Origin of the sequence: Candidatus Lernaella stagnicola, from assembly GCA_030765525.1 — a bacterium.
In the GTDB taxonomy this organism is placed as follows: domain Bacteria; phylum Lernaellota; class Lernaellaia; order Lernaellales; family Lernaellaceae; genus Lernaella; species Lernaella stagnicola.
The window spans coordinates 1-12783 of sequence record JAVCCK010000046.1 but is presented as its reverse complement, the minus strand read 5'-3'; the positions used below and the strand labels follow the sequence as shown (position 1 = coordinate 12783).

The window sequence follows — 12783 nt, the reverse complement described above, 5'->3', positions numbered from 1 at the left end:
CGCGACGTTACCACATTCGCGCGGCGGCCGCGATCAATCCCGCGGAATATTGATGTGAATATCGTAATCGCCGTCAATCGTTTGCGGGCCGGTGTAATAAGGCCGGGCGAGATCGCGTTCGGGAGGGAAAAACACGAACTCGAACATGTCGGCCGGCGTGACGATCTCAAAACGGCCCTTGGTGTCGGTGATCAGCGAAGCGAAACGGCTCGATGAATTCATTTCCACCCGCCAAAGCGGCGCCTTCTCGCCGGCCAGGCGCACTTGTCCGGCCAGCGTGTGCAGTTCGATGGAAAGCGGAAGGTTCATCTCGCCGGTGACGGGGAAATCCATCAATTCGTAGTACACGCCGGCGACGACGGGGCCTTCGAGGCCGTCCTCACGACTCACTTTGAGGTTGTAGATGCCGGGATGTAGATCGAGCAGAAACCCGCCGTCCTCGGTCGTCGTCCAACACATGCTGATCGGCAGCGCGAAGGGGTCACCGTCGAAATCGAACGCGCAGACGTTGAAATCGGCCAGCGGTTCCTCGTCCTGATCGGTCAGAACGCCGCTGACTCGAGCGCCGGGGCTCAGACTCCACGTGTAGGTGTTTTCGGCATCGATACGCACGCCGGTGAGTCGCGTGGCGGACGCGCCCAGCCCGGCGTCGGGCGAAAGGAAGACATCGTAATTGCCGGCAATCACGCGGGCGTCGCATTCTCCCGGGTACTGAAGCGAAACGCTGAAACGCTCGTCTTCGAGATTACGCAATTGAATGCGGACATTATTCGTAAATCGCTCGCCGGCGAAGCGCACCGCGATATCAATATCGACGTAGTCGAATTCGTAATTTCGTTCGGTGTCGGCGTTGAGGTAGAGATGATCGAAAGAGAAGTTGGGCACCGCCGGCAACCAGGGGCACGCATGATACGGATCGCTGAGATTGACGAAGTATTCGCCCGGCGAAAGGAAGGTCGTATATTCCCCCGCAATGTCCGTGTACACGCTGCCCATGGCGACATGCTTGTCGGCCACGAAATGCGGCGTGACGGCCAGTTCGTGCAAACCCTCGCCGTTGCGATCGGTGATCTGTCCGAAGAGCATCAGGCCTTCGTCGAGGTGGGCGGAGAAAACGTCGTCGGCGTCAAACCTGAACTGGGGCAGGTAGTAGGGAGCCAGCGTCGTTTCCTCCGGCGGCTGCGCCAGCAGGGTGTAATCGCCGGGATACAGCGGAATGTCGAACTCGCCGGAGAAGTCGGTCGTGGCGGCGCCGACCACGCCGTATTCGGCAACGTGGAAGATTTGTACGCCCGCGGCGGCAAGATCGTCGCCGTCGTCGCCGGCGATGTGCCCGCTGAGGTAGTGGTAGCGCAGCGTGAAATCGAATTGCTCATCGTCGGTGAAATAGGTTTCGGCCAACAGCGTGGTTTCACCGATCGGAATACCCGGTACGCCGTCCCAATCCGAATTGAGGGCGTGTAATTCGGCCGGCCCTTGGCGGACCAACAGGTCAAAAAGTCCGCTGGAACCGGTGCGGCTGCTATCTGATCCGGCGGTGGAAAACACGTCCAAGCCTTCGATCGGTTCGCCGTCGCGGTCGCGCACCACGCCGGTCAGCCACGCAAAGGGCGTCAGGGCGTCGCGCACCGTTACGCCTTCGAGCGCTACGACTCTTCCCTGGTTGCCTTCGACTTGAACGTCGTACACGTCGGGAATGAAACCCGACGGCACGGTGACGACCACCACGGTAGCCGAGAGGCGCGTGAAATTCTCCAGGAGCGTGTCGGCGAAACGGATTTCGTCCACGGTTTCCGGCAGCTTATTCGCGGTGATCGTGACGATGGTGGGAAGGAGGTTCTCGAACTCGTCGGGCTCGATGCTCTCGATTACCGCACCGTCGAGCGGATGATCGTCGTCGTCATCATCGCTCTCGGATCGCCCGTTGTCGTGATTCGCGTCACCCCCACCGCTGCAGGCCGCCAGTGCCAAGCCGACGACGCAAAGGCACAGAAGCAGACACCACCGCCTTTGGTGTAGAGATTTCATGGCGGGCATCCCCCAGAATGAAGCCATGTTTCCCGTGTGTCGGCGCATTACTTCCAATAGCATGTGGGCGGGATGGAAAGCGTGCCATCAAAACAACCGACACAACATCACTTTTCAATTAAGAAGATTACCGAGGCCGACGGCGCGGCACAAGACGTCTGGCGCAAAAACCGCGAGATTTGACTGAATCTTGATTAGTCGGCGTCACCGTCCGCCGCCGGCGTTTGGGTGCCGTTGGCGGTAAGTAGAACTTCGCCGGAGATATAGCGCTGCGTGCGGACATCCTGCGGCGCCGTGAAGAATTGCTCGGCCGGGGCATGTTCGATCAGTTCGCCCAAATACATGAACAGAACGTGATCGGCGATGCGGCGGGCCTGGCGCAGGATATGAGTGACGACGATGATCGAATAGTCGCTCTTCAGCAGTTGAAAACGTTTTTCAATGGCATTGGCGGAAATCGGGTCGAGGGCGGAAGTGGGCTCGTCGGCGAGGATGACTTCCGGTTCGACCGACAGCGTGCGGGCGAGTGCCAGGCGCTGTTGTTGGCCGATGGAAAGGCGCGAGGCGGGCGAGGTGAGGCGATCTTTGACTTCCTCCCACAAACCGGCCAGGCGCAGATAGAATTCGACCAGCAGGGTCAATTCGCCGCGCTTGACCGATTGCGCCTGCTTCAGGGCCGCGTCGGGGTCAAAATCGGGTAGTTCGTGGCGCCGCATATGGTGGGCGAGTCGGGCGAGGAGGTCGTCGCCCTTCATGCCGTGGATGCGCGGCCCGAAGGTGATGTTGTCGGTAATCGACATGGGCAGGGGGTAGGGGCGCTGGGCGAGGTAGCCGATTTTCTTGCGCAGCGACAACACGTCGGCGTCGGACGCCAGGATGTTTTGGCCGTCGATGAGTATCTGGCCCTCGGCGCGCGTGCCGTCGTAGAGGTCGATCAGGCGGTTCAAGCTTTTCAGCAAGGTTGTTTTGCCGCATCCCGATGGCCCGATGATGGCGGTAATATTGCCGTCAGGGATATCGACGGACACGTCCTTGAGGGCATGTTCATTGCCGTAAAAGACGTTGAGATGGCGGACGCTGATGTGCGGCATAACTCTTTCCTACCGTATGATGTTTCTCGACAAGCGGTGATGGAGCAACCGGGCGATCAAATTCACCGCCAACACGATCACCAACAAAATCAACGCCGCTGCGTAGGCGCGTTGCTGTACTTCCGGAAACGGCGTGCCGATCTGGAAAAACACGGCCAGGGGCAACGACGCCACCGGGTCAAAAATCGAGCGCGGCATGAAATCCGTATAGCCCGCGGTGAACAAAATGGACGCCGCGTCGCCGATGCCCCGCCCGAAGGCCAGCATCATGCCGGTGATGATTCCCGGCAGCGCTTGGCGAAACACGACGCCTACCGAAGTTTCCAGTTTCGTGGCGCCCAATGAGTAAGAAATTTCTTTCAGCTCGACCGGCACCATGCGAATGATTTCGTCCATGGCGCGGGTCATGATCGGCAGCATGAGAAACGATAGGGCGATAATGCCGCCCAGCATCGAGACGTGCAGCCCGAAAAACACCATGATCACGAAACCAAACGCGCCGTATACGATGGAGGGCGTGCCCCACAGGATATCGAGCGCCAGCTTGGTGACCGCGGCCAGGGTGCGATTCGTGTACTCGCGTTGCAGGGCGAAAGCGACCGGCAGGGAGATGAACAGCGACACAAACATTGCGCCAAAACCCAGACACAGGGAGCCGACGATGGCGTTGGCGATCCCGCCGCCTTTGCCCAGATAGTACCCGCCCTTGGGTGTCTGAAAAATCATTTCGAGGCTCAGCGCGCGGCCGCCGCGGATGAGAATCACCACGATGATGGCGACCAATACCCCGACGATCACGGTGAGCGAGGTGATCATCAGCCCTTTCATGAGCAATTCGATGCGGCGACGGCGACGTATGTACAACTTATTCCCCCCGCCGCAGACGCGTCAGCGTCAGATGCGCCGCCAAGTGGAATCCGCCGACGACGACGAGCAGAATCAACGCCGCGAACAGCAACGCAGAATCATAAAGCGGAATCGACATGACTTCCCCATAGTTGTTGGCAATGAGCGCGGGCAAGGGATAGGCCGGATCGAACACCGAGTGCGGCAACTTCGCCACGTTGCCCACCACCATCATCACCGCGATCGTCTCGCCGAAAGCGCGCGCGAAACCCAAAACGATCGCCGATATAACGCCTTGTCGCCCTTGCTTGAGCACCACGTGCTTAACCGTCTCCCAACGCGTCGCCCCCAAGGCCATTGTGGACTCGCGGGCTTCCACGGGAACGGTGAGTAAAACTTCGGTGGTTACCGAGGTGATGATCGGCACGACCATGATGGCCAGAATGATACCGCCGGCCAGCAGGCTGTAACCCGTGGTGTGGCGACCCAGTAACAGGCCGAATTCGCGTACCATGGGCACAATGATAATCACGCCGAACAGTCCATAGACAACCGACGGAATGCCGGCCATCAAATCGATCACGACACGCAAGGCGTCGCGCACACGGGGGCGTGCGAACTCGGCGAGGTAGATCGCGGCCAGCAGGCACGGCGGCACCGCCAGCGCCATGGACAACAACGTGATCTCGATCGTGCCCACAATGAAGGGGAAGAAACCAAACTGGCCGCGCAGCGGCCGCCACGTATCGGAGGACAGCATCTCCCACAGCGTGTGCTGTTCGAGGATCGGGCGCGATTTCAGCAGCAGACCGATGATCATCAAAAAGACCAGCGAATTGACGAAGTACACCGCCACTCGCATGGTTTTTGTGGCTAAAAATTCGCGAACTCCTCGACGAGTCACTGCGCGGCTCCCGATCTATTGTTCGATCATTTGCAGGGCTTGCTTCAATTGGTCCGGCGCCACCGGGATGTAGCCGACCTCGGCCAGATACTGCTGCCCGTCGGTAAGAATCCACCGAACGAAATGCTTCGTCACGCCGGTGAATTTCTCTTTGGTCAGCAAGTTGAGGTTGCGGGCCGGCGGGGACGGATAATGACCGGCCGCGACCGCGGCGATGGCCATCTTTTTGGTGCCCAGTTTCTCCTCGGGATCCACCGTACCGTTTTCGTTGATGTCGATCGGCACCGGCACGATGCCGGGCATCGGCAAGCCCGTCTTGGTGTCATAGGCGAAATTCAGGTTGTTGAAACCGAGCCCTTGGATGTCGCGGCGCACCGCTTCGGCCAAGCCCGGATCACCGTACACGGACACGCCCTGGAGCGCTTCCTGACCCTCGCCACCCAAATACGTCGCCCAGGTCTCCGCCGCGCCGCATGAATCAGAACGCGAGTAAACCTGCACCGGCTCGCCGCCTTCGGTCCCGAGAATCTGGTTCCAGGTCCGGGTTTCACCATTAATAAAGAGGGCGACAAACACGCTCCGCGGTATGCCCCGCGTGAGCAGGCCCGCGGCCACGGCCGGATTGTTCGAGTTGACCGTCGGGAACACGGCGTCTTTGGCCACTGGGACGTACACGCCGCCCTGCGCCGTTTCTTGCGGTTTGATCGTGCGCGAGACCATGCCCAGGTTCACCATTTTGGCCAGGGCGTCGGCCGCGCCTTTGCCGGCACCGCCCGCCGAGATGTCCACCCGCACTTTCGGGTACAACTTGGAGTATTCCTCGCCCCAGCGCACCATCATCGGGTACAAGGCCCAGGCGCCGGAGACGCGAATTGTGCCCTGCGGTTCCGCGTTGTCGGCCGCGGGTCCGGTAGGCGCGTTGGGTGCCTGCTGCTGGCAGGCGAAAAGAAGGGCCAAGCAACACGTCGCGAGTAGGATGGTGGGCCACATGGATTTACCGAATCTTTGCCTCAACATGGGAACTCCTTATGATTCAAAAACTGCCTAACCAACCAAGTTCAAGGCTCCAATGCGAGCTTAACACTCTTAACGCACTCCTATAACACTCAAATTGGAGTGTAGCGCCGGTTTCAGAGTTCGTCAACAAAAAAATGAAGGGCGGTTTTCGCGATGCCGAATCGGGCGGCGTGCCGGTAAAAAGGGCGGAAGAACAAGTGGTTAACACGCCGCTTGACAAACGGGGAGCCAGAAAACAGGCTGGAAATCGGCAACTTCACCGAAAGAGTGGATTTATGAAAAAAGCGTTATGGCTGATTCTCGCGCTACTGATGGTCGTATCGGTTTCCTGCGACACCGATAAAGATGACGACGAAGGCGGCGATGATGACACCACGCCGGTCGACGACGATGACGACAACGACGACAACAACAACGACGACAACGACGATAATGACGACGACACGGCCGGCGACGACGATGATGATGACGATAATGACGATGATGACAACGACAACGACGATGATGACGACAACGACACCTTCGTCGCCCCCTCGCCGGTGTACGGCTACTATCAGGAAGGCTATCCGGGCAATTGGGCGTGGTTGGAGCAACAGCTACCCATCCTTGCCGAGTACAACCTTGCCTTGTTCCTGGGCATGGACAGCGTCGACCTGGGCAATCCCACGCTGCTGAACCTGCTGCGCGCCGCCGAAGCGCAGGGCGTGGAAGTGCGCGCCTGGTTGCTGCTTCCCTACAGCAGCGGCTACTGGCCCGGCGAGCTGAATGCGGAAGAGTTCGCCGCCACCGCCTTGGATTTCGCCGCTTGGTTCCTCGAGGAAGAGGTTGCCGTCGAGTGGATCGTTGTGGACATGGAAACCGACGTCAATCTGATGGGCCAAATCAACGCCCTGCTCGACGAGGGGAAATATTTCGAGGTCGCGTTGTTGCTGTTAGACCAGGTTTCGCCCGAGCAATTCGACCTTGCGTCGCAAGTGTACCAGCAAATGGTGGACGATCTGTACGGCCTCGGCTTCTATTCGATGGTCGTGACCGCGCCGATGTTCCTGGACGATGTGCCCGATGGCGACACCTTCCTGCAGGATGCGATGAACATTCCGGTTTCGACCGTGAGGTGGCACGAAGTTTCGACGATGGTCTACACCACGACGTTCGAGGAATATTTGGGGCTGCCTTTCGGCGCGCACATCGTCTACGACTACGCCGCAACGACGGTGGAGTACTACCCGAACACGGCGTCGATCGCGCTGGGTCTCAGCCACCAAATGCTCGAACCGGCGGAGTTGGCGCAGGAAATCGCGGCGGCCAAAGCGGCGGGCGTCGAACGCATTCAGGTTTATTCCTACAACTGTACGTTGGCCCACCCGAATCCGGAGGATTGGCACGCGACGTTCACTACACCGGCTCAGACGCCGCCGTGGGAGCCCTCGACCATCCTCATGCGCGGCGCGCTGAGCCTCGCGGATTGGCTGTTTTGACCGGCGGCTATGATAGTAGATGGTTGATGGCCACGCGTGCGGCGAACTTCAAATCAAAGTTGCGACCCCGGCGATCCATCCGGCGTTTCGGGTGCTTCGGAGTGCTCGCGTTCAAAGCCGATTTCATCGGCGCAGAATAGTCTTTTCTCTTCTAGATACTCTTTGAAAGGTCGCTCGGTTTGAATCTCTTTTCTTAATCGAACGGTGCCTTTCCTCAAAATAATATTTACGAAGGTATCGAGTTCGAGTACTTGGTGAGTCGTTAAGCGCAATTTCCGCGGTTCGTGCAAAAACGAGCATTCGCTGAACGATTGCAGAATGTCCTCCATAGAGTCTATGCCTTCGACGAGTTTGTTGCCGTCAACGCGCTTGCTGTCTTGGTGAAGAAACGCCCATGTGTGATCGAAATGCATTTTCGCAAAATTCGCGACATAGCCTTCTTCATCGTCGCTCTCGAATTCGAGACACAAAGTATCCATCGCCATTTTTCCATAAGGATAAGGATTCAGTAACACGTGACGATTGATTTTGATAAGAAACAACGTCGGACTTCCGCGATAGAAACGTAGGTTTCTGGAGTCGATCCCAGCCACACAATGGAGGTAAATGGCGGTCTTAAGAATTTCCAACTCAATATCGCCGGAAGAACGTTCCTCTGCCGGCTGCCGTAAATGAGCGTACGCCGGATGGGTAAGCAAGACTCGAAAGTACCGGGGATACTCAGTGATGAGTGACCGCCACTCCATTTGAATCGATGGCGCCTCGCGGTCTAAATAGCCCACTAAACCTCGAGCCGAACTAGACACAATATCGATTGTAATTGCCGGCTTTTGTTGTTCATTCGAGGAAACGGCAACTACGTCTTTTGCGATGTTTAAGAACCGTTCCAACGCGTCGTACCGAGTGGCGTTGCAGTAATCAAGGCCCAATTGCTTGAACGCTTCAAGTCGCCCTTCAAGTTTGTTCAACTTTTCGGTGAAATCCTGAAATTTCTTAAAAAGGGGCTCGAGTTCCTTTTTTTCGACGGCGGCCCTTTCCTTCGACCAAAAAAGGTCGAGCAGAATGCTGATGAATACTGTAGCGACCAGTGCACAACCGAGGTTAAGTAAAACAAAGCGGAAAACGGTATCTGTGCCAACCGTTTGTGAAAGAATAGTCAATAGAGCGCCGACAACCAAACCGAAACCGATAACAATCCAAGTGTGTAGCCGCAACATATCGCCCCCGAATAATAGGAATGGTTGAAAACCAAGTAAAACACAATATTATGAATGGACCAATGTTGCTGCCACAATAATAACCTAAGTGCAATGTGATAACAATCGCGTTTTCGGAGCGGGCGTCGACGGCTTGTTGCCGAATAGGCGAATGTTCTGAGACCACATGCGTGAATCAAAGAGACAACGATTGTTTGACTTGACGACCCTGCTTTTTGGATAATCGTTCGACTCGGACGAGGAAAACCATGACACGTCGCTGGGGATTTGCCGCCTGGCTGCTGGTCTCCCTGTTTTTCAGCAGCTTCATGTGGGTGAACCTGCCCGCGTGCGTCATCGAACTTTTGCGGCCGCGACCGTCGCGCTGGAAATCCGTTTTGCTGACGCTCAGGTACGGAACTTTCGCGGCGGCTAAAGTTAGGGGTTGATGGGCGGCAGGTCAGAGCGCGCCGGTTGAGCGGCAACGCTTTGCAGAAGCGTTTTCAATTCCTCATTCTCGGGCGCGATGAAAAACAGGAAATCGCCCACCGGCACCGCCTCACTATAGGTTGAGGCCAATTGCCGCAGGACCGGCGTCGCCCGCCGCAACCGCTCGGCAAGCTCCTGATTCGCCTTCGTCGGAGTTTCTCCCCGCAAGAGCGGCACTTCCGCGCCCAGCCGCGCGGCCTCCGGAGCGTCGGTCTCCAGCATGGAGACTAGCCGCCGGTGGATCTCGGCCAGATCGGTGCCGCCCGCCACGTCCGGAATCGTCATCAGGTTTGGCAACAGCACCACGGCGTCGTAAGCCGCGGCATCCTCGGTGGGGGCCGGCGAGCAGATCACGTCACGGGCGTAGATGCCCCGGTAGAGCAATTCCAGCGTCAGGATCGTTTGCAGGCACGGCTTGCCGATGAACCCGATCGCCAACGGTCGCGGCGCTTGGTCCAGTACACTGTCCAGATGCTTGGCGAACAGGTCCTGGGGGCCGCCGGGCGACCCGAAAGGCTCCAGAGACAGCGTGTTGTAGGGCATCGCGTAGTCCCGGCGTCCCGGTACAAAAACGTCGCTCCACGGCGCATCGACGCGCCCCGGCTTCAGCCAACCGAAGGAAAAAGCCGTCGCCAGCAACGCCGCCACAACGAAAAACACAACCACTCCCGCACCACGCGCCCGCGCCGCGATACCTCGCCAGCCCAACGCCGCGGCCAGGCAGGCCGCCGGCAACAGGTTCGCCACGTAGTACATGTTTCGCTTCGGTTGCAGAATCATGACCAGCAGCGGCAACAGCAATCCGGCGCCCCATATCCACTTTTGCCGGTCGCGTCGCCAAAACATCAACACAATACCGACGCCCAAAACCCAATTGAGCGGTACGGAAACGACGGCCCGGAAAAACGCCAGCGGATAGGCCAGGGCGATGCGCGGCTGCGACCAAACGGCCCCCGGCGAGAAGGAGACTCCCAGTTGGGGCGCGGCGGTCGGCGTCGGGTTCAAAATGCCCTGGTAGTGCAACAAGCCGGGCGTGACGATGACCGCGGCCGCCGCCCAGCAGCCGATCGCCAGCCAATACAGGCGGCGCTGCGGCGAACGGATCGCGCCCCACCCCAGCAACACGGCGGCCGGACCGGCAATCGCCACGTTGTACAACAGATAATCCGAAGTGGCGGGGCACAAGAAGACGCCGACCACCCACGTGCCGACCAGCACCGCGAGCGCCGGGGCGTCCCGCTTTTTCTCGAAGTACCCCAGCGCCGCGAACACCAAGGCAATGGCGGCCAGGCGCGTGATGTGCACGTCGTAAACCCGCGCGACGGCCAGCACAAAGGGTGTCGCCCCCACGAATAAGGCCGCTAGAAGGCCGGACATCTCCTCACCCGCGAAAGCGCCCGCCAGGTACAACGCGATTCCCAACAACATCAGGTAAAAAGCGCCGGCGGCCAGGAAGTTGCGCTTGCTGAAGTGCATGAAACCGCTCAGGCCGTTGCGCACCACGTCCAGCGGCAACAACGGATACCCGGGGAAATCCAACGCGGGCTCGACGAACACCGGCGCGTAATCGGCGAGCGACCGTTCGTACTTGATCGGCCGTCCCGAGCGCGCATCGAGCAAAACCAGCAGAACCGAGAGCGCCAGCCAGACGACCAGCAGCACACGCGGCAATTTTTTGCTATATGCCCCGGTTTGTTGTGTGGCAGCCGTTTTGGTCGGATCGGTTAACGGAATTTTTCGCCCCTCGGTGTCGTGGTCCGACGGCATGCTAGCAAACGCCCCGAGGGAACTCAAGAAAACCTTGCCCGCTCTTCCCGCGTCGCGAGCGGCGGATGCGGCGTTGATCACCGACAACTCGACGGGAACCACGACCGCCTGCCCAGGGTCTACACTGGTGGAGAAGGTTCGCATCTTCCTGGGCCGTGAAACGCGGCGGGTGAATCCGGCGCACTTTGAGACCGGGTTTGACGCCGCGGCCCGATTGCGCTAAGTACCCGCGATGCTTATCTTGTCGATGGCTGACGCGATCTTTGACATTGGGGGCGATACGGTTTCGACGGGGGGACTTGCGGGTGTGACCCGCGTGCCGAGGCCCGGAACCTCGTAATAATCCGGACCCTTTATAGTTGCCAATGACAACTATGCCATGGCCGCGTAGAGTACGTGGTCCGCTTCGCCTGACCTTGTTGGTGGGTCAGGGTCGAAGTGTCACCTTAGCCGACTAGCCGAAGCGGAGCTTACCCAGGCGCTGCCAAGCGAAATTAAATTGGGATCGGTCTGCCGGTACCCGGCCGTAGGGGGACCAACGACCTAAAAACAAATCATCGGCTACGCACGTAGACGGCACATCCAAAGCCTTTCGGACGGGGGTTCGACTCCCCCCGCCTCCACCAATACCTTTTTTTGAACCGCTCTCTGAGCAAAAAAGGCCGACTCCACCGCTGGACTCGGCTTTTCGTTTTTCCTTTTGTTTATCAAGCCTTTTGGCTTGGTAGGATGCCACGGTAAGAAGAAATCATCGTGACGAGTTGACCCCCGAAAACCCCACATTTGCCCCCCAAAAGGCCCATTTTCTCTCTCCCTCTCTGAATCTTCGTGACTTCGACCAACTCGTCAACAAGATGGGAGTGCTTATTTTTCAAGCACTTACGAGAGGGGTGAAAAGGCGCGGTTCGACTCCCGCGCGGAGTGGCAAAACGAACGCTCGTCACGAAGCAGAACCAAAAAGCGCCATCTAAACCGGACATAAACACGACAAACGCGACAGGCGAGCGGGATGGCGAAAGGGGCCATGACACTGTCGTGTGGATTAGCGCGATGATTCGAAGCCCAGAGCCGTGCGCTGCTCTTCCCATTCCAGGGGGAACGCCTTGTTCAGGCGGGCGAGCGACAGGCCGCTCGGCTCGCGGCCGTAAAGGATGGCTTCGATGATGTCGGGTGCGAGGAGCGTCAGATGCAGTTGGCGGCTCACGTAGGCGCGATCCACCTTGAGCCGCTTGGCGAGCGCGGTGATTGACGGAATGCGCCCCTCGTCGAGAATCCGTTTCCACTGGTGAGCGCGGACCACGGCGGCGACCAGCGGTTTCTGGTACGCCGTCCGATCCGGCATGTGCTGAGGCAGGCCCTCGGGCATGATGATTTCCTTGCGCCCGCCGCGTTTCTTGAACTGCATGGGGATGCGGATGCGAAGGTTGTCTCCATCGCGTTGAACCGTGATCTTCTCATCCATGCGCGCTGCTCCTTTCTTCGCTCGGCGCGGGGGCATCGTCGAGTTCGCTCACCAGGGACCGGAATCCGTCGGTGCGCATGATGACTTCCATGTCGTTTTCGTTCACGACCACGCGCTCGATCAGCAGGCTGACGATCCGCGCCTGCTCGGCTGGGAAGAGTTCGTCCCACACCGTGTCAATGTTACCCAGCGCATCGGCGACGTTCTGTTCGGTCAGTGGGTTCGCTTCCAGGGCTGCAACCATGCCGTCGATTTCCGGCAGCCGTTTTTCGATCTCCCTGCGACGCAACGGATCGTCGGTGGAGGGCAAACTTCCGGCCAGGTCAAACCGTTCCTGTTTCAGGCGGCCGATCTCATCGGCCTCCTTCTGCTGGGCGGTGCGGAAGGTCTCGGCGATCAGTTCGGGCGACCGGAAGACCGCGCGCAGCTGCGCCATGACCGCGCCCTCGATCTCGCCCGCCGCGACGGTTTTCACCGGGCAGGTGTCGTACCCGTTCTTCGAAGC

The 12783-nt window shown here is 58.9% G+C and carries 11 protein-coding genes and 1 other RNA gene; 3 read left to right on the top strand and 9 right to left on the bottom strand.

Annotated features, from left to right (window positions below):
• Positions 1-33: 33 nt before the first annotated feature.
• From P9L99_21430 to P9L99_21410, 5 genes are all read right to left on the bottom strand, one after another.
• A complete protein-coding gene (locus tag P9L99_21430; GenBank protein MDP8225937.1) occupies positions 34-2028 on the bottom strand; it encodes a carboxypeptidase-like regulatory domain-containing protein in 1995 nt (664 codons plus the stop codon).
• A gap of 194 nt (positions 2029-2222) precedes the next feature.
• On the bottom strand, positions 2223-3119 hold the full coding sequence (locus P9L99_21425) for a phosphate ABC transporter ATP-binding protein (protein ID MDP8225936.1): 897 nt from the start codon (positions 3117-3119) through the stop codon (positions 2223-2225).
• 9 nt (positions 3120-3128) lie between these two features.
• Positions 3129-3983: a phosphate ABC transporter permease PstA gene (gene pstA, locus P9L99_21420; GenBank protein MDP8225935.1), complete on the bottom strand. Its 855-nt coding sequence runs from the start codon at positions 3981-3983 to the stop codon at positions 3129-3131.
• 1 nt (position 3984) lies between these two features.
• Positions 3985-4869: a phosphate ABC transporter permease subunit PstC gene (gene pstC / locus P9L99_21415; GenBank protein ID MDP8225934.1), complete on the bottom strand. Its 885-nt coding sequence runs from the start codon at positions 4867-4869 to the stop codon at positions 3985-3987.
• A gap of 15 nt (positions 4870-4884) precedes the next feature.
• Positions 4885-5886, bottom strand: a complete 1002-nt coding sequence (locus P9L99_21410; GenBank protein MDP8225933.1) for a substrate-binding domain-containing protein — start codon at positions 5884-5886, stop codon at positions 4885-4887.
• A gap of 275 nt (positions 5887-6161) precedes the next feature.
• Here P9L99_21410 and P9L99_21405 point away from each other — a divergent pair, with 275 nt between their 5' ends.
• Entirely contained in the window at positions 6162-7364 is a 1203-nt protein-coding gene (locus P9L99_21405) for a hypothetical protein (GenBank protein MDP8225932.1), read from the top strand.
• Between the two features lie 53 nt (positions 7365-7417).
• Here P9L99_21405 and P9L99_21400 read toward each other — a convergent pair whose 3' ends face one another.
• Complete coding sequence (locus P9L99_21400; protein ID MDP8225931.1) at positions 7418-8581, bottom strand: hypothetical protein; 1164 nt, start codon at positions 8579-8581, stop codon at positions 7418-7420.
• A 248-nt stretch (positions 8582-8829) separates the two neighbouring features.
• Between P9L99_21400 and P9L99_21395 the strand changes: the two genes are divergently transcribed.
• A complete protein-coding gene (locus P9L99_21395; GenBank protein ID MDP8225930.1) occupies positions 8830-9009 on the top strand; it encodes a hypothetical protein in 180 nt (59 codons plus the stop codon).
• Here the strand turns inward: P9L99_21395 and P9L99_21390 are convergent.
• Positions 8999-10960 (bottom strand): hypothetical protein, encoded by a 1962-nt coding sequence (locus P9L99_21390; GenBank protein MDP8225929.1) that lies wholly within the window; start codon positions 10958-10960, stop codon positions 8999-9001. The genes P9L99_21395 and P9L99_21390 overlap by 11 nt on opposite strands.
• Before the next feature lie 127 nt (positions 10961-11087).
• On the opposite strand from P9L99_21390, the gene ssrA reads away from it, so the two are divergent.
• Positions 11088-11442: a transfer-messenger RNA gene (gene ssrA / locus P9L99_21385) on the top strand.
• A 416-nt stretch (positions 11443-11858) separates the two neighbouring features.
• Here ssrA and P9L99_21380 read toward each other — a convergent pair.
• Both P9L99_21380 and P9L99_21375 read right to left on the bottom strand, forming a co-directional pair.
• A complete protein-coding gene (locus P9L99_21380) occupies positions 11859-12278 on the bottom strand; it encodes a hypothetical protein (protein ID MDP8225928.1) in 420 nt (139 codons plus the stop codon).
• The coding region (locus P9L99_21375; protein ID MDP8225927.1) for a hypothetical protein at positions 12271-12783 on the bottom strand (513 nt) is incomplete at its 5' end. The genes P9L99_21380 and P9L99_21375, both read right to left, overlap by 8 nt.